This window comes from Sphingomonas corticis (assembly GCF_012035195.1).
Lineage (GTDB): Bacteria > Pseudomonadota > Alphaproteobacteria > Sphingomonadales > Sphingomonadaceae > Sphingomonas > Sphingomonas corticis.
Map to the genome: position 1 here is coordinate 292,798 of NZ_JAAVJH010000005.1, position 17,359 is coordinate 310,156.

The 17,359-nt window shown below is 71.8% G+C and carries 17 protein-coding genes; 9 read left to right on the forward strand and 8 right to left on the reverse strand.

Translation table 11 applies throughout. The annotated features are described in order from the left end of the window. Positions 1-10: 10 nt before the first annotated feature. From HBH26_RS10435 to ruvB, 3 genes are read left to right on the forward strand one after another with little or no spacing between them, the layout of a single operon-like run. Complete coding sequence (locus HBH26_RS10435; protein WP_168134529.1) at positions 11-262, forward strand: type II toxin-antitoxin system ParD family antitoxin; 252 nt, start codon at positions 11-13, stop codon at positions 260-262. Further along, positions 255-557, forward strand: a complete 303-nt coding sequence (locus HBH26_RS10440) for a type II toxin-antitoxin system RelE/ParE family toxin (RefSeq protein ID WP_168134530.1) — start codon at positions 255-257, stop codon at positions 555-557. The genes HBH26_RS10435 and HBH26_RS10440 overlap by 8 nt, the downstream gene beginning before the upstream one ends. Further along, the gene (ruvB, locus tag HBH26_RS10445) at positions 554-1,576 is read left to right on the forward strand and encodes a Holliday junction branch migration DNA helicase RuvB (protein WP_168134531.1); all 1,023 of its coding nucleotides are present in this window, start codon (positions 554-556) and stop codon (positions 1,574-1,576) included. Before HBH26_RS10440 ends, ruvB begins: the two co-directional genes overlap by 4 nt. Here ruvB and HBH26_RS10450 read toward each other — a convergent pair. Beyond that, complete coding sequence (locus tag HBH26_RS10450) at positions 1,573-2,025, reverse strand: TM2 domain-containing protein (RefSeq protein WP_168134532.1); 453 nt, start codon at positions 2,023-2,025, stop codon at positions 1,573-1,575. The two genes, ruvB and HBH26_RS10450, sit on opposite strands and share 4 nt — an antisense overlap. 121 nt (positions 2,026-2,146) lie before the next feature. On the opposite strand from HBH26_RS10450, the gene HBH26_RS10455 reads away from it, so the two are divergent. The 6 genes from HBH26_RS10455 to ftsH all read left to right on the forward strand — a co-directional run bounded on the left by HBH26_RS10455 (position 2,147) and on the right by ftsH (position 9,916). Beyond that, positions 2,147-2,539 (forward strand): hypothetical protein, encoded by a 393-nt coding sequence (locus HBH26_RS10455; RefSeq protein WP_168134533.1) that lies wholly within the window; start codon positions 2,147-2,149, stop codon positions 2,537-2,539. Positions 2,540-2,606: 67 nt separating this feature from the next. Beyond that, the gene (gene ptsP, locus HBH26_RS10460; protein ID WP_168134534.1) at positions 2,607-4,877 is read left to right on the forward strand and encodes a phosphoenolpyruvate--protein phosphotransferase; all 2,271 of its coding nucleotides are present in this window, start codon (positions 2,607-2,609) and stop codon (positions 4,875-4,877) included. Between the two features lie 88 nt (positions 4,878-4,965). Further along, on the forward strand, positions 4,966-5,835 hold the full coding sequence (locus HBH26_RS10465) for a helix-turn-helix domain-containing protein (protein ID WP_168134535.1): 870 nt from the start codon (positions 4,966-4,968) through the stop codon (positions 5,833-5,835). 65 nt (positions 5,836-5,900) lie between these two features. Next, a complete protein-coding gene (locus tag HBH26_RS10470; protein WP_168134536.1) occupies positions 5,901-6,800 on the forward strand; it encodes a tetratricopeptide repeat protein in 900 nt (299 codons plus the stop codon). Between the two features lie 100 nt (positions 6,801-6,900). Then, positions 6,901-7,872, forward strand: coding sequence for a tRNA lysidine(34) synthetase TilS (tilS, locus tag HBH26_RS10475; protein WP_168134537.1), 972 nt, complete (start codon positions 6,901-6,903; stop codon positions 7,870-7,872). Positions 7,873-7,936: 64 nt separating this feature from the next. Further along, complete coding sequence (gene ftsH / locus HBH26_RS10480) at positions 7,937-9,916, forward strand: ATP-dependent zinc metalloprotease FtsH (RefSeq protein ID WP_168134538.1); 1,980 nt, start codon at positions 7,937-7,939, stop codon at positions 9,914-9,916. A 52-nt stretch (positions 9,917-9,968) separates the two neighbouring features. Here ftsH and HBH26_RS10485 read toward each other — a convergent pair whose 3' ends face one another. The 7 genes from HBH26_RS10485 to HBH26_RS10515 all read right to left on the reverse strand — a co-directional run bounded on the left by HBH26_RS10485 (position 9,969) and on the right by HBH26_RS10515 (position 17,320). Then, positions 9,969-10,607, reverse strand: coding sequence for a glutathione S-transferase family protein (locus HBH26_RS10485; RefSeq protein ID WP_338057322.1), 639 nt, complete (start codon positions 10,605-10,607; stop codon positions 9,969-9,971). Then, a complete protein-coding gene (locus tag HBH26_RS10490) occupies positions 10,604-13,744 on the reverse strand; it encodes an acetyl-CoA carboxylase family protein (protein ID WP_168134539.1) in 3,141 nt (1,046 codons plus the stop codon). Before HBH26_RS10490 ends, HBH26_RS10485 begins: the two co-directional genes overlap by 4 nt. 60 nt (positions 13,745-13,804) lie before the next feature. Next, positions 13,805-14,341 (reverse strand): (2Fe-2S)-binding protein, encoded by a 537-nt coding sequence (locus HBH26_RS10495; RefSeq protein WP_168134540.1) that lies wholly within the window; start codon positions 14,339-14,341, stop codon positions 13,805-13,807. Between the two features lie 46 nt (positions 14,342-14,387). Then, complete coding sequence (locus HBH26_RS10500; protein ID WP_168134541.1) at positions 14,388-15,518, reverse strand: CoA transferase; 1,131 nt, start codon at positions 15,516-15,518, stop codon at positions 14,388-14,390. A gap of 81 nt (positions 15,519-15,599) precedes the next feature. After that, a complete protein-coding gene (locus tag HBH26_RS10505; protein WP_168134542.1) occupies positions 15,600-15,947 on the reverse strand; it encodes a PilZ domain-containing protein in 348 nt (115 codons plus the stop codon). Positions 15,948-15,998: 51 nt separating this feature from the next. Continuing rightward, a complete protein-coding gene (locus HBH26_RS10510; RefSeq protein WP_168134543.1) occupies positions 15,999-16,340 on the reverse strand; it encodes a DUF6285 domain-containing protein in 342 nt (113 codons plus the stop codon). Then, positions 16,334-17,320, reverse strand: a complete 987-nt coding sequence (locus HBH26_RS10515; RefSeq protein ID WP_168134544.1) for a phosphotransferase family protein — start codon at positions 17,318-17,320, stop codon at positions 16,334-16,336. Before HBH26_RS10515 ends, HBH26_RS10510 begins: the two co-directional genes overlap by 7 nt. Positions 17,321-17,359: the final 39 nt, after the last annotated feature.

Sequence of the window (17,359 nt, forward strand, 5' to 3'; positions counted from 1 at the left end):
TGTTGCGGGCATGAGCGAGCTGACCATCTCGATTCCGCCCGTCCTTCGGCAATGGGTCGATCGCCGCGTCGCAGAAGGACCGCATGCCGACGCCGCCGACTATCTGCGCGATCTCGTGCGACGCGATCGGGACGATGCGGCCGTCGGTCATGCCTGGTCGAAGGGAATGATCGAGCAGGGTCGTCGCTCCGGCTTTGTGGAAGCGGAGCCGGAGGCTGTTCTCGCCGCCATCATCGCCGAGGATCCTGACCTTCGTGACTGAGTTGCGGATCAGCCGCGACGCGCAACACGATCTTCGTGACATCATGAGCTTCAGCAAGGCTCGTTTCGGCGTCGCCGTTGCGCGCGCTTACCTCCGGGGTCTGCACGATGTCTTCGTCACGCTTCGCGAAAGACCGCTGATCGGCGTCGCACGTGGGGATCTCGGGCGGGAGGTGCGCGCGCTCAGCTACCGATCGCATCGCATCTACGACGAAACGGAGGGCGGCTCCGTGGACATTCTGCGCGTGCTGCACCATGCGCGTGACGTGCCCACCGCTGTTGCGCCGTTTCCATGACCGACACCGACCGCCTCCTCACCGCCTCCCGCCGCGCGGACGATGTCGACGCCGCGCTCCGGCCGAAGTCGCTCGACGACTTCGTCGGGCAGCAGGCCGCGCGCGAGAATCTGCGCGTCTTCATCCAGGCGGCGAAGGCGCGCGGCGACGCGCTGGACCATGTGCTGTTCTTCGGCCCCCCGGGCCTCGGCAAGACCACGCTGGCGCAGATCGTCGCGCGGGAGATGGGCGTCGGTTTCCGCGCCACGTCCGGCCCGGTGATCGCCAAGTCGGGCGATCTCGCCGCGCTGCTGACCAATCTGGAGGACGGCGACGTCCTGTTCGTCGACGAGATCCACCGGCTCCAGCCCGCGGTGGAGGAGGTGCTGTACCCGGCGATGGAGGACCGCGCGCTCGACCTGATGATCGGCGAGGGGCCGTCGGCGCGCTCGGTCCGGATCGACCTGCCGCGCTTCACGCTGGTCGGCGCGACGACGCGGCAGGGACTGCTGACGACGCCGCTGCGCGACCGCTTCGGCATTCCGGTGCGGCTGCAATTCTACACGGTCGAGGAACTGGAGCGCGTCGTCACCCGTGCCGCGGGGCTGCTCGACCTTCACGTCGCGCCCGATGGCGCGCGGGAGATCGCGCGCCGCTCGCGCGGGACGCCGCGCATTGCCGGGCGGCTGCTCCGCCGCGTCCGCGACTTCGCCAACGTGGCGGGGGTGCTGGAGGTGGACGCAACCGCCGCCGACCGAGCGCTCAACCGGCTGGAGGTGGACGCGCTCGGCCTCGACGCGATGGACCGCCGATACCTCACGATGATCGCCGACATCTACCGTGGCGGGCCGGTTGGCGTGGAAACCCTGGCGGCGGGGCTCAGCGAGCCGCGCGACACGATCGAGGAGGTGATCGAGCCGTTCCTGATCCAGCTCGGCCTAGTCGCTCGCACCGCGCGCGGGCGCGTGCTGAACGCGGGCGGATGGAAGCACCTGGGCCTCAACCCGCCGGCGGGCAGCCAGGACGGGCTGTTCGACTAGCGCGAATAACGCCGCGCGAACTCGTCGTCGGACATCATCAGGTAGCGGACCGCGTCGATCAAGGCCCATGGCGCGGAGATCACCAGTCCGATCAGGGTCACGCTGAGGATCAGCATCAGCACGGCCGAGCCGTTGCGCCCGAGGTAGAAGCGGTGGATGCCGAGCGTGCCGATGAAGAAGGCGAGCAGCGCGGCGACGTACTTGTTCCGGTCGTTCGTCGCGGCGGGACCGGCCACCGGCGCGGCCGGGATGGCGGACGGAGCGGCGACCGGCAGCGGGAAAATGTTCAGCGCGCGACGGTCGGCGATCTCGAAGTCGACCGTCTGCCCGATCGTCGGCTCGCCGCGCTGCGCCCAATCCTCCTGCCCGAACGTGTAGCGCACGCCGTCGTCGCCGGCCACCAGCCCCGCGCCCGTCCGCACGTCCACGCCCAACACCTGACCCCGCATAGCCACTCCGTTCAGATCGCTCGAAATGTCTCGCCATCCCGGCAACGAATTGCAAGGGCGCGGGGAGGCGCAACGTCGGCGGTGCCAAGGCGTTGTGCGCTCCACCCGACGAGGATGATCGATGAGCCACGAACCCCCCGTACCTTCCGGAAACCAGTCGCCCTATCCGCTGCAGGAGGCTCCGCACGCGCCCCAGCCGCCCGCCGCGCCGCCGCTGCCGGGCGCCATGCCGGATGCGGTGCCGCCCGCGATCGTCGCCGCGACCACGCCGCTCGCGCCCGCCCCGGTGACGATCGCGCCGGCGCCTCCGCAGGTGCCGGCCCCGTCGCCGTCGCGATCGCCGTCGGGATCGCGGCTGGGATCGCCGCTGGGATCGCCGTCGTCGCGCGCGCTGCCGGTCGGGCGCATCGTCGGTGCCGCCGCGGGAGCGGGCGCGGTCGTGTTCGGCATGGCCGCGCTGTTGTTCCCGCGCGCGCCGGCCAAGCCGCGCAAGGGCAAGCGCGGCCGCAAATAGTCTTGCCTCCGCCCGTTGCGGAAATTGCGACGTGGCACCGCGCGCCCGCGTCTGTTAGCCCGGTGCCATGCCCCTGTCCGCCGTCGCCTCCGCCCGCGAGATCCTGGTCAACCTGCACGACGTGATGGCCGCGCGCCGTCCGGCGCAGGCGAAGCTGAACGCGGTGGTCGAGATCATCGGCGAGGCGCTGGATAGCGAAGTCTGCTCGATCTACCTGCTGCGGGAGGGTGTGCTGGAGCTGTTCGCCACCCGCGGCCTGGCGCCGGAGGCGGTGCACGTCACCAAGCTGGCAATGGGCGAAGGGCTGGTCGGCACCATCGCGGAGCACGGCGAGATCCTGAACCTGGACGAGGCGGCGAGTCATCCCGACTTCGCCTACAAGCCGGAAACGGGCGAGGACCGCTACCACAGCTTCGCCGGGGTGCCGATCATCCGGCGAGAACGCTCGGTCGGCGTCCTCGCCGTCCAGCACGCCGATCCGCGCAAATACGCCGATGTCGAGATCGAAGCACTGCAGACCGTCGCGATGGTGCTGTCCGAACTGATCGCCAATGCCGGGCTGATCGACACCGCAGGCCCCAAGGACCGCCCGCAATCCACGGGCACGATCCGCATTCCCGGGCAGAAGCTGGTCGACGGCATGGCCGCGGGCTGCGCCGTGTTCCACCAGCCGCGCATCGTCATCGAGCATACCGTGGCGGAGGACATCGAGGCGGAGCGGCACCGCGTCTACGCCGCCTTCGACAAGATGCGCGAGCAGATCGACCGGATCGCGCGCGAGGCCGAGTTCGGCGTCGGCGACGAGCATCAGGAGGTCATCCAGACCTACAAGATGTTCGCCTATGACGAGGGATGGTCGCGCCGCATCAACGAGGCGATCGACAGCGGGCTGACGGCGGAAGCCGCGATCGAGCGGGTGCAGCAGCGCACGCGCCAGCGGATGCGCCAGATCGACGACCCGCTGCTGGCAGACCGGATGCACGACCTGGAGGATCTGGCCAACCGCCTCCTGCGCATCGTCAGCGGGCAGATGGGTACCGCGGCGCAGATGGGCCTCCGGCAGGACACGATCCTGGTCGCGCGCAACCTGGGGCCGGCGGAGCTGCTGGAATACGATCGCCGCCGGCTGAAGGGCGTGATCCTCGAGGAAGGGTCGCTGACCGCGCACGTCACCATCGTCGCGCGCGCGATGGGCGTGCCCGTGCTGGGGCGCGTGCGCGACGTGCGGCGGCTGATCGGCGAGGGCGACCTGCTGCTGCTCGACGTGACCGAAGGGTCGGTGCTCGTCCGCCCCTCCACCGCGCTGGAGGAGGCCTTCGACGCCAAGCTGATCGCACGGCAGAAACGCAAGGCGGCCTATGCCGCATTGCGCGACGTGGCGCCGGAAACGAAGGACGGCCACCGCGTGACCGTCATGGTGAACGCCGGGCTGCGCGACGATGTGGCGGCGCTGGACCTGACCGGCGCCGACGGGATCGGCCTGTTCCGCACCGAGTTCCAGTTCCTGGTCTCCGCCACGCTGCCGCAGCGCGAGCGCCAGCAGCGGCTGTACCGGGAGGTGCTGGACGCCGCCGGCGAGCGCCCCGTCGTGTTCCGGACGGTCGATATCGGTGGCGACAAGGCCTTGCCGTACCTCGACCACAGCGATGCGGAGGAAGAGAACCCGGCGATGGGGTGGCGTGCGCTTCGGCTGGCGCTGGAACGCGACGGGCTGATGAAGGCGCAGGCGCGCGCGCTGCTGGAGGCGGCGGCGGGACGCACGCTGAACGTGATGTTCCCCATGGTCAGCGAGGCGTGGGAGTTCGACGAGGCGAAGGCGCTGTTCGAGGCGCAGCGCGCGTGGCTGGCGGGACGCGGCAAGCGGCTGCCGAACGAGATCCGCTACGGCGCGATGCTGGAGGTGCCGAGCCTCGCCTATCAGCTCGACCTGCTGCTGCCCAAGGTGCAGTTCCTGTCGGTCGGCACCAACGACCTGACGCAGTTCCTGTTCGCCGCCGATCGCGCCAATCCGAAGCTGGCGGAGCGCTACGACTGGCTCTCCTCGTCCATCCTGCGCTTCCTGATGCAGGTGGCCGGGCCGGCGCGGGCGGCCGACGTTCCCGTCGCGGTGTGCGGCGAGATGGGCGGACGTCCCCTGGAGGCGATGGCGCTGATCGGTATCGGCATCGACCGGCTGTCGATCACGCCCGCAGCCGTGGGGCCGATCAAGGCGATGGTGCGCACGCTGAATCGCGGGCGGCTGACCGCCTTCATCGAACGGCTGCTCGCCGATCCGCCGCGCGACATGCGCGGGGCGCTGGCGGCGTGGGCGGCGAGCGAGGGCGTCGAATTGGCATGACGCTGCGTCCGGCGGCGCGCCGGTTCGGTTGACACGAACCCGGCGCTTTGAAAGACCGAGCCCCGAACCGGGGCGCGCGGAGAAGAGAATGGACGACGGTGAGCATGGCGGCGGCGGTCCCGCGAGCGGCGCGGGCGCGCCGCAGACGGTGGGCCAGCGCCTGCGCGCCGCGCGCGAGGCGCAGGGGCTGTCGATGGCGGACCTGGCGCAGCGCACCCGCGTGACGCAGCGCTTTCTCGAGGCGATCGAGAACGACCGGCTCGACCTGCTGCCTTCGTCCACCTACGCGTCGGGCTTCGCGCGCGCCTATGCCCGCGCGGTGGGGTTGGACCAGGCCGAGATCGGCAACGGCATCCGTGCCGCGGTCGCCGCCGGCAGCGGCCCCGTGCGTCAGCACCGGATCGAGGAGATCGCCGATCCCGCGCGCGCGCCGTCCCGCGGGCTGGTGGTGGTGACTCTGGGCCTGGCGCTGGCCGTGCTGGTACTCGCCGGCCTCTACTTCGCGACGGGCCTGTTCCGCGGTACCGCGGAGCGGCCCGCGCAGGCGACGCAGGAGGTGGCCGCCGCGGCCCCTGCCGCACGTCCCGCCGCCGCGCCGTCGCCCACGCCGAGTGCGGGGCAGGTGGTGCTGACCGCGACGGACGAGGTGTGGATGCGCATCTACGACGGCGCCGACCAGACGCTGTACCTGGGCACGATGAAGCCGGGCGAGCGGTTCGCGATCCCCGCGGGCGCCCAATCGCCGCAGATCAACGTCGGCCGGCCGGACAAGCTGGCGATCACCGTCGACGGACAGGCGGTCGCCGCGCTGGGTGACGGGCGCCGCGCGATCAAAGACGTCAGCCTGACGCCGGAGGCGCTGCGCGCGCGCGGCCCGGCGCGGGCACAACCGCTGGTCGCGCCCTCAACATCTCCGACTGCCGCGGCTTCCGGCGCAGCGACCGGGGCAACGCGCTGACCGGTACATCGTGGGGTCAGGCGGAAGCGACTAATTGCGCACGATCGTGCGGGGTGGAAGAGACGATGACCAAGTGGATGCTGGCCGCGGGCGCGGCGATGGTGCTGGCGCTGCCGGCCGCGGCGCAATCGGGCCTGGAGGGGCGCGTGGGCAAGCTGGAGAGCGAGATGCGCGCAGTGCAGCGCAAGGTGTTCCCCGGCGGCGCAGGGGCGACCGTCGCGCCCGAGATCGCGCCCGTCGTGACGCCCGCCACGCCCGACGGCACGCCCGCGACGACGCCGATCGCGGACCTGACCGGACGCGTCGCCTCGCTGGAGCAGCAGATCGCCGGCATGACCGGGCAGATCGAGCAGGCGCAATACCGCCTCCGCCAGCTGGAGGAGCAGTTCACCGCCTATCGCACCGCCACCGACGCGAAGCTGGCCTCCGGGGCCGCGCCCGTGGCGGCGGCGGAGCCTTCGGTCACCGTCCCCGTCGCGCCGCGCCCGGCGGGAGCGAGCGAGCCGGCCGCCGCGCCGGAGACCGCGTCCGGGCTGACGGCGGGAGGCGAGGGAATCGTCAAGCCGTCGACCGGCGATGCCGCCGAGGACGAATATACCTACGGCTACCGGCTGTGGGCGGCCAAGCGCTACGCCGACGCGGCGACGCAGCTGAAGAAGGTGGCGACCACCTATCCCAAACACCGCCGCGCCACCTTCGCGCAGAACTTGCTCGGGCGCACCTATCTCGACGATAACAAGCCGAGCCTGGCGTCGATCGCCTTCTACGAGAACTACAAGAAGTATCCGGACGGCGAGCGGGCGCCGGAGAGCCTCTACTATCTCGGCAGTGCGCTGCTGAAGCTCGACAAGCCGGCGGACGCCTGCAAGGTCTACGGCGAGCTGCTCGACGTTTACGGCGACAAGATCACGCCGGCGATGAAGACCAGCGTCGGACGCGCGCGCACGTCGGCGAAATGTTCGTGAGCTGAGGATCTGGTCATGCCGGGCAGTCCCGGCATCCACGGTGCCGAAGGAGCCTCGGATCGTGAGTGTGCGGGACGGTGGACGCCGGGACGAGCCCGCCATGACGGATCGCTTCCGCAGCGACGTCGCGAACACGTTCGCGCGCGCCTTCGACGGCGTTGCCCCGACAGCAGCGAGGACCTTTGCGCTCGCGGTCTCCGGAGGGCCGGACAGCATGGCGATGCTGGCGCTGGCGCACGCCGCCTTTCCCGGCCGGATCGCGGCGGCGACGTTCGACCATCAGCTGCGTGAAGCGTCGGCGGCGGAAGCGTCGATGGTGGCGGACGCCTGTGCCCGGCTCGCCGTGCCGCACGCGACGCTGCGTCCTGCCGCGCCGATCGCAGGCGCCAGTCTCCAGCGACACGCGCGCGAGGCGCGCTACACCGCCCTGACCGCCTGGGCGGGACCGGACCGCCCTCTGCTGACCGCGCATCATGCCGACGACCAGGCGGAGACGCTGCTGATGCGGCTAAACCGCGCGTCGGGCCTGGCCGGCCTGTCGGCGATCCGCGCCGCGCGCTTCGAGATGGGCGTCGCGCTGCTCCGTCCGTTGCTCGGCTGGCGCCGGGCAGAGCTGCGCGCGGTGGTGGAAGTGGCCGGGCTGCCCTTCGTCGACGACCCGGCGAATGTGGATCCACGGCACGATCGCACCGCCGCCCGCGCGCTGCTCGCGCAGGTGCCCGCGCTCGATCCGGCCGCGCTCGCCGCCTCCGCGGCGTGGCTCGCCGAGGCGGAGGACGTGGTCGCGCGCGCGTCGGACATAGCGTGGGAAGAGCGCTGGCACGGCGGCGATCGTCCGTTCGACGTGGATCACCTGCCGCGCGAGCTGCGCCGCCGCCTGTTGCGCCGCGCCATTGCCGACGTGCGCCAGCGCCTTCGCATCGTACTGCCCCCGTTCGGCAGTGCGTCGAACGTGGAGGCGACGCTGGAGGCACTGGAAGCGGGGCGGAGCGCGGTACAGGGCGGGGTGCTGGCCCGTGCGGCTGGCGACGGCTGGCATTTCCGCGCCGCACCGCCGCGGCGATCAGACTGATCGCACCGCGTTGGATTGCCTTTAACCTAACCGCGCCTACATTGTCCGGCAGGAAAGGACCTTCATGAACGACAACGAGCGGCCCGGCGGCCCGAATCGCGGCGGCGGCGACAACAATGGCGGCAATCCCTGGCTGAAGAGCCTGCTGATCTGGGTCGGCATCCTCTTCGCGCTGGCGCTGGTCGTCACCGTCTTCGACGGAAAGTCGACGACGCAGACGGGCAATACGATCGCCTATTCCGCCTTCCTCGACAAGGTGGACGAGGGCACGGTCAAGGACGTCAACGTCAGTCGCGACCTGATCTCGGGCACCTTCTCCAGCGGGGACAAGTTCCGCACCTATCCGGTGCAGGACAGCGGCCTGATGGATCGCCTGCGCAAGGCGGGCGTCGAGGTGGCGGGCAAGCCGGAGGAAGGGCCGTCGATCTGGGCCGCGATGCTGTACCAGATGCTGCCGTTCCTGCTGTTCCTGGGCATCGCCTTCTTCGTGCTGCGCCAGATGCAGAAGGGCGGCGGCGCGGGCGGGGCGATGGGCTTCGGCAAGAGCCGCGCGCGGATGCTGACGCAGAAGGAGGGCAAGGTCACCTTCGACGACGTCGCCGGCATCGACGAGGCGCGCGCCGAGCTGACCGAGATCGTGGAGTTCCTGAAGGATCCGTCGAAGTTCGCGCGGCTGGGCGGCAAGATCCCCAAGGGCGCGCTGCTGGTCGGCTCGCCGGGTACCGGCAAGACGCTGCTCGCCCGCGCGATCGCGGGTGAGGCGGGCGTGCCGTTCTTCACCATCTCCGGTTCGGACTTCGTCGAGATGTTCGTCGGCGTGGGCGCCAGCCGCGTGCGCGACATGTTCGAGCAGGCGAAGAAGAGCGCGCCGTGCATCGTCTTCATCGACGAGATCGACGCGGTCGGCCGCCATCGCGGCGCGGGCCTGGGCAACGGCAACGACGAGCGCGAGCAGACGCTGAACCAGCTGCTGGTCGAGATGGACGGGTTCGAGGCGAACGAGGGAATCATCATCGTCGCGGCCACCAACCGTCCCGACGTGCTGGACCCGGCCCTGCTGCGGCCCGGCCGCTTCGACCGCCAGGTCGTCGTGCCGCGTCCGGACATCGACGGTCGCGTGAAGATCCTCGAAGTCCACATGAAGAAGGTGCCGCTGGCTCCCGACGTCGATGCGCGCGTCATCGCGCGCGGCACGCCCGGGTTCTCGGGCGCGGACCTCGCCAACCTGGTGAACGAGGCGGCGCTGATGGCGGCGCGCAAGGGCAAGCGGCTGGTCGCCAACGCCGAGTTCGAGGAAGCCAAGGACAAGGTCATGATGGGCGCCGAGCGGCGTTCGATGGTGATGACCGAGGACGAGAAGCGCATGACCGCCTATCACGAGGCGGGCCACGCGATCGTGGCACTGCACGAGCCCGCGTCCGACCCGATCCACAAGGCGACGATCATCCCGCGCGGCCGTGCGCTGGGCATGGTCATGCGGCTGCCGGAGCGCGACAGCTATAGCTACCATCGCGACAAGATGTACGCGAACCTGGCCGTGGCCATGGGCGGGCGCATCGCCGAGGAGATCATCTTCGGCTATGACAAGGTGTCGTCGGGCGCGAGCGGCGACATCCAGTACGCCACCGGCCTGGCCCGCGACATGGTGACGAAATGGGGCATGTCGGACAAGGTCGGCCCCGTCGACTATGCGCAGCCGGAGGGCGAGAGCTTCCTCGGCTATTCCTCCTCGCAGCCGACGCACATGTCGAACGAGACCGCGCAGCTGATCGACGCGGAGATCAAGTCCATCGTCGAGGGCGGGCTGCACCGCGCCAAGCACGTGCTGACCGAGCACATCGATCAGCTCCACTCGCTGGCCGGCGCGCTGCTGGAATATGAGACGCTGTCGGGCGAGGAGATCAAGAAGCTGATCGCCGGCGAGGAGATCGGCCGGATCGACCAGGGACCGAAGTCCCCGGCGGTGCCGACCGCGGGAACCTCCATTCCGAAGACGAAGCGTCCGAGCGGCCCCTTCGGCAATCCGTCGCCCGCGGGCGCCTGATCGCGCAGGCAGAGCGAAGAGGGGCCCCGGCAGCGATGCCGGGGCCCTTTCTTTACGCCGCCTCCCCTTGGGCGGCCTTGGCGCGGAGGAACCCGGGCCTGGTCGACACGCGATCCCAGTAGCGGCGGATCTCGTCGCTCCAGCGCTCGTCGAGGTGCAGCGTCCGCGCCAGCAGGAGGGCGTAGCCGACGGAGATGTCGGCCCCGGTGAACCGCCCCGCGCAAAGCCACGCGCGCCCGTCCGCCAGCGCACGATCCACCGCCTTCAGCCGCGATCCGAACCATTGCGCGTAATCGTCCGCCGCCTGCGGCAGGCGCCGCTCGGGCGGCTCCAGCCGGCGGTAGCGCAGCACCAGCGTCTGCGGAAAGGTGAGCGTCGCCTCGCCGCGATGGAGCCAGTCGAGCCACGCGCCGTAATCCGCCTCGTCCGGCGCGACGGCGAGCGGCGAAGGTCCATGGCGGGTGGCGAGATACTCGACGATGGCCGCCGACTCGGTCATTCGCGTGGCGCCGTCGACCAGCAGCGGGATCGTGCCGATCGGGTTCTCCTCCAGATACTCGGGCGCGCGAAGCCGGGGTGGGAAGGGGAGGAGGTGGAGACGGTAGGGGAGCGCCATCTCCTCCAGCGTCCACAAGGCGCGGAAGGAGCGCGCGTCCGGGCAGTGCCACAATTCGATCATCGTTCCCCTCACCAGCTGTCGACGAAGCGGCCCGACGCGCGCGGCGTGGCGGAGGCCAGACCGCGCCGCAGCCAGGTGCGGGTTTCCGCCGGGTCGATCACCGCGTCGATCTCCAGCACGCGCGCGACACCGACCGCCTTGCCGCGGTCGTAGCTGGCCGCCACCAGCTCGCGATAGCGCGCCTCCCGGGCGACCGGATCGACGATCGCGTCCAGCTCGCGGCGGTAGCCGAGCCGCACCGCGCCTTCCAGCCCCATGCCGCCGAACTCGCCCGTGGGCCAGGCAACGGTGAAGGCGCTGGTCTGCAGCGATCCGCCCGCCATCGCCTGCGCGCCCAGGCCGTAGGCCTTGCGGATAACGACGGCGAAGATCGGGACCGACAATTGCGCCGCCACCAGGAACATGCGCGATCCGTGGCGCACCGGGGCGGTCCGCTCCGCGTCCGGGCCGACCATGAACCCCGGGGTGTCGATCAGCGACACGACGGGCACGCCGAACGCGTCGCACAATTGCAGAAAGCGTGCCGCCTTGTCCGCGCCGTCGCTGTCGATCGCGCCTGACAGATGGCGGCAATCGTTGGCGAGGAGGCCGATCGCGCGACCGTCCACGCGCGCGAGACCGGTGACCATGCCCGGCGCGAAGCCGCCGCGCAGCTCGACGAAGCTGTCCGCATCGACCAGCCCGGCGACGACCGCGCGGATGTCGAAGACGCGCAGACGGTCTTCGGGCACTACGTGGCGCAGCCGCCGCTGGTCGGGTGCCTCGCCGGCGCGCAGCCGGCCCTGGAAGAAGCCGAGCAATTCCTTCGCCGCGGCGGTCGCCGCCGCCTCGTCCGCCACGCGCAGGTCGACGACGCCGTTGCCCCACTGCACGTCCAGCGGCCCGATCGCGGTGGGGGCGTGCACGCCCAGCCCGCCGCCCTCGATCATCGCCGGTCCGCCCATGCCGATGTGCGAGCCCTCGGTCGCGATCGTGATGTCCGCGCAGCCGAACAGCACGGCATTGCCGGCGAAGCAGAAACCCGTCGTGACGGCGATCCGCGGCGCCTTGCCGGACAGGGCGGCGAAGCTGCGGAAGGTGGGCGTGTCGAGGCCGGAGACGCCGAGCGCGTCGACGTCCCCCGGCCGACCACCGCCGCCCTCCGTGTAGAAGACGACGGGCAATCGCTGCGCCTCCGCCACCGCCAGCAGCCGGTCGGTCTTGCGATGGTTCCAAAGCCCCTGCGTGCCCGCGAGGACGGTATAGTCGTAGGCGAGCCCAAGGCAGCGGCCCGCCTCCTCGCCGACGCGTTCCGCGTTGACGGTGCCGACCCCGCCGACCAGGCCGTCGTGCGGCGTCTGCGCGATCAGATCGGCGAGATCGCGGCGGCGACGCTGCGCGGCGACGGCGAGCGCGCCATATTCGACGAAGCTCCCGTCATCGAACAGATCGGCGATGTTCTCGCGCGCGGTGCGCCGGCCGCCGGCGTGCCGGCGCGCGACCGCGTCCGCGCGGTGCTCGTCGCGGCCGTGGGCATGGGCGGCGATCACCTCGGCCAAATCGGCGCGGATGAGCGCGGGATCGGGGGGCAGGGTCGAGGGTTCGTCGCCAGAGTCCTCCTCGGCCGGGTCGAGCAGGACGATCGGTTCGCCCTCCGCGACGACCCCGCCGACCGTCGCGGCGACGGCGCGCACCACACCGGCGCGGGGCGCGACCACGGCGTGGCGCATCTTCAGCGCCTCGATCGTGGCCAGCTCGGCGCCGCGCGCGACACGTTGCCCCACCGCCGCGTCGATGGCGACCACGACGCCGGACAAGGGGGCGAGCGCTCCCGATGCCTCCGCTTCGCCCGCCTGCGCAGGGGTGGCGAACTCCTCCGCGATCGCGTCGAACCATCCCGTCGTCACCGTGCCGCCCACCACGTCCGCGCGCGCCAGCACGGCGGCGAGGACGGGAAGGTTGGTCGCGACCCCCGTTACCTCGCACTCCGCCACCGCGGTCTGGGCGCGCGCCAGCGCCTCCTCCGCGTCCGCGCCGCGCGCGACGATCTTCAGCAGCAGCGGGTCGAAGCGCGGGTTCACTGCCATCCCGGTCGCGACGGCGGCATCGACGCGGATGCCAGGGCCGCCGGGCGCGCGCCAGCCGCGGATCGTGCCGGTCGACGGCCGCACCGTACCCCCCGCACCCGGCGTCTCCGTGCCGACGCGCAGCTCGATCGCGACGCCTCGCGTCACCGGCGGCGCGGGCACCCGCCCACCCGCGGCCAGGCGCAGCTGGAGCCCGACGAGGTCGAGCCCCGTCACCTCCTCCGTCACCGTATGCTCCACCTGCAACCGCGGATTGACCTCCAGAAAGGCGAAGTCGCCGCGGTCGAGATCGACGAGGAACTCGGCGGTGGCGAGGCCGACATAGGGCCGCGCGGCGAGTAGGCGTATCGCGGCGGCGACGATCGCCTCCTCGAGCACCGGCGATAGCCCGGGCGCGGGCGCGACCTCGACGAACTTCTGGTAGCGTCGCTGGATCGAGCAGTCGCGCGTGCCCAGCGCGACCACGCCGCCGTGCGCGTCGCCCGCCAGCTGCACCTCGATATGGCGCCCCCGCGGCACGTAGCGCTCGACGATCACCTCGCCCGCGCCGAAGGCGGCTGCCGCCTCCGCGCGGGCGGCGGAGACCGCGGCGGGGAGGTCGGCGGCGGCGTCGACGATGCGGATGCCGCGCCCCCCGCCACCCGCGGTCGCCTTCACCAGAACCGCGCCCTCCGCCAGCGCCGCCGTGCCTTCGGCCAGGACCGGAACGCCCGCCTCGCGCGCCAGCGCCTTGGCCGCGGCCTTGTCGCCGAACAAGGCCAGCGCGGCCGCGTCGGGACCGACGAAGCGCAAGCCGGCATCGGCGCAGGCGCGGGCGAAGGCCGGGCTCTCGCTCAGGAAGCCGTAACCGGGGTGGACACCGTCGCACCCGCCCGCCCGTGCTGCCGCGATCAGCGCCTCGATCGAAAGATAGGCCGCCGGACCCTCGCCGGGCAACGGATGTGCCGCATCGGCCGCGGCGACGTGCGGCGCGGCGGCATCGTCCCCGGCGTAGACGGCGGCGGTCGCGATCCCCATGGCGCGCGCGGTGCGCGCGATGCGGATCGCGATCTCGCCGCGGTTGGCGATCAGCAGGCCCGGCATCCTCTTCCCCTTTGCCCGAGTGTCGGCGGACGGAAGAGGCGCGGCAAGCCCCTTCCTCGCCTATCGCGGTGACAGCGCGGGGACGCGCGCGGCGGCGTCGGCGGGATCGATGCCGGGCCGCGCGCCTGCCGGGATCGTCTCGTCGCCGCGCATCGCCCGGCCGGCGCGTGCGATCGATTCGGCCAGCCGCGGATAGATGCCGCACCGGCACAGGTTCGTGATCCCCTGTCGGATCGCCTCCTCGCTCGGGCTCGCGTCGCGCTTCAGCAGCGCGGCCGCGGCCATGACGATGCCGGGAACGCAGAAGCCGCATTGCGGCACGTTGTCGGCGATCAGCGCCAGTTGCACCGGGTGCGCCCGCTCGCGCGACAGGCCCTCGATCGTGGTGACGAAGGCGCCCTCCGCCTGCGCGAGCGTCAACTGGCACGATCGCACCGCACGTCCGTCGACATCAATGGTGCACGCGCCGCAGCTGCCGGTGCCGCAGCCGTATTTCGCGCCGGTCAGGTTGGAGGCGTCGCGCAGCGCGAAGAGCAGCGGGGTGGCGGGATCGAGCAGATACTCGACCGCTTCGTTGTTGACGGTCAGCCGGGTCATGCGCGCGCAGCCTAGGCCGCGCCGCCGATGCTGGCCAGCCGCCGCGTCACGTGGACGGGAATCCCAACGCCGCGATCTCCTCCTCGCCGAAGCCCAGGTCGCGCAGCACCGCCGCGTCCTGCCGCTCGCCCGCCATCGCCGGGGCCACGGTGGGGCTGGCGGAGTAGCGCGGAGCGGGGGCGGGCTGCGTCACGCCGCCCGCCGTGACGAACGTGCCGCGCGCCGCGTTGTGGGGATCGGCCACCGCCTCGTCGAAGCCGAGCACGGGCGCGAAGCAGACGTCGTGGCCCTTGAAGCGGGCGACCCACTCGTCGCGGGTGCCGGTGGCGAACAGGCGCGCCACTTCCTCCTTCAGCGCCGGCCATTGCCGCGCGTCCATCTGCGCGTCCCACCGCGCGTCGGACAGGCCCATGACGGCGCGGAACTCGGCGTAGAATTGCGGCTCGATCGCGCCGAGCGAGACGTACTTGCCGTCTGCGGTCTCGTACGTGTCGTAGAAATGCGCGGCGGTATCGAGCAAGTTCGTGCCCCGCTCGTCCCGCCACCGCCCCATCGCGCGGAACCCCCACATCATCGTCATCAGCAGCGCCGACCCGTCGGTCATCGCCGCGTCCACCACCTGTCCCTCGCCGGTGCGCTGCGCGTGGAGGAGCGCGGCCAGCATGCCGAAGGCGAGCACCATGCCGCCGCCGCCGAAGTCGCCGACCAGATTGATCGGCGGGGTGGGCTTCTCGCCCGCGCGACCCAGCGCGTGGAGCGCGCCGGAGATGGCGATATAGTTGATGTCGTGCCCCGGCTCAGGCGCCATCGGCCCGGTCTGGCCCCAGCCGGTCATGCGGCCGTAGACCAGCCGCGGATTGTCGGCGAGCAGGACGTCCGGTCCCAGGCCCAGCCGCTCCATCACGCCGGGCCGGAACCCCTCGATGATCGCGTCCGCGCCGGCGACGATGAGGCGCACGGCGGCGATCGATTCGGGCTTCTTCAGGTCGAGCGACACCGACCGGCGGTTGCGCAGCAGCGGGTCCTTGTTGGCGACGCCGATGCCGTCGCCGCGCACCCCGCGGTCGATGCGGATCACCTGCGCACCGTGATCGGCCAGCATCATCCCCGCGAACGGGCCGGGACCGATGCCGGCGAACTCCACGACGCGAAGGCCGCTGAGGGGTGGGGTGGTCACGCGCGCTCTCTCCCGATGTCCTGTCGCCCGGGGTGGTAGAACGCGGCGCTGGCCGGCACAACAAAAGTTACGGCCCTTGGCTCACACCCGGCGGCGGTAGGGATCGTCGAGCCCGCCGATCCAGCCGGCCGACACGGCATGCCCGGCCCGCCGCGGCGTGCGGGCCGCGGCGAGGTCTACCTCGCCGTCGAAGCGCAGCCCGGCGAGGTGCGGCTTGGACCAGATCACCTGCGCAGCGACGGGTGCCAACACGCCCATGGTGACCCGGACGCGCTCGCCCACGTGCAGGTCGGCGACGTTGTCGATACAGGCCCCGGTGACGGACAGGTTGCGCACGCGGCAACTCGTCTCCGGGCCTCGCCCCGTATGGATGTCGGCATAGAGGATGACGCTGGCACGGCCGGGGCGGGGCAGGGACGCGGTGGACATGCCGCCCCGGTAGGCGCCAACCGCAAACGCTTGGTAAAGTGCGACGAAAGTCTACAATTCGTGCGCGTAGCGGGGCTGGTCGATGGCCAGGCTGTCGAGCGCGCAGGCACGCAGGTGCGCGATCAGCGCGGGATCGTCGGGCGCGATCCTTCCGGCACGCAGCGCATCCACGAGCGCGCGGTCCAGCGTTTCCCGATCCCCCTCGCGGTGCAGCAGGGCGGCCAGGCGTCCCGCGGCACGCACGTCCGCCCCGGGGCCGAGCGCCAGGTCGCGCGCCGCGATCTCCAGCGCGTTGCGGGCGACGCGCAGAGTGAAGGGGGAGGCGCTGCCGTCGACGGGCAGCCAGCGCGCGACGCCGTCGATCAGGGCCTGCGCGGTCGGGTGGGTCAGCATCGCACGCTCCGTTCGATGATCGCGACGATATCTGCCTCCGCCTCGCTCAGCCGCCGGCCGATCACACCCCGTTCCGGTCCGGCGGCGGGATCGGCGGCGAAGCGGGCGTGCATCATCGTCGTCATGACGCCCCATTTCAGGCTGCCCATCATCTGCCAGAAATCGACCCGCACGGGGTCGATCGGCTCGCCGCCCGCCGCCTCGTATCCGGCCAGAAGGTCGGCGAGGTCGCCGAACCCGCCGACGCGCCGGCGCGGGCAGCCGAAGCGCCAGCTGTTGGTGCAGATCCAGCCGAGGTCCTCCGCCGGATCGCCGAGATGCGCGAGTTCCCAGTCGAGCACGGCGGCGAGCCCGCGGTCGGCATCGACCATCAGGTTGCCGTTGCGGAAATCGCCGTGGACCAGCCGCGCTTCCCCGCCCGCGGGCGGCAGTCGGCGCTCCAGCCAGCGGAACGCCGCATCGATCGTGGGGCGTGCCGCTCCCGATGCGCGCCAGCTCTCCTCGTAATTCGCGAGCGTGGTCCCCGCATCCAGCGTCTCCAGTCCCACCGGGGGCGGCACAGCATGGATGCGGGCCAGTGCCTCGCCGCACTGGCGCGCCAGCCGCGCACGGGCGGGCGCGAACGCAGCGTCGTGCGCGATGCGGCGGCCCAGCGTCTCGCCGGCGACGCGGCGCATCACATAGGCCTCGCCCAGTCCCTCGGCAGGCGTGCAGACGTGGACGACGTGCGGAGCGGGCACGCCTCCGGCGACCGCCGCCGCGATGACCGCGGCCTCGCGCTCCAGCGGCGGCTTGCGGCCGGGATGATCGTCCGCCGACGCGCCGCGCCGACGCAGGATCAGCGCATCGTCGCCGGCGCGGAACGCCCAGGTCTCCATGCTCGCCCCACCTGTCAGCAGGGAAACGTCCTCGATCGCGCCGCCCAGCGGCAGCGCCGCCAGCCGCGCCGCGATCCCGTCCCTCGACAGCCTCTCCGTCATTGGCAGTGGTACATCACAGCCGGGCGCGCTACGCCAGTT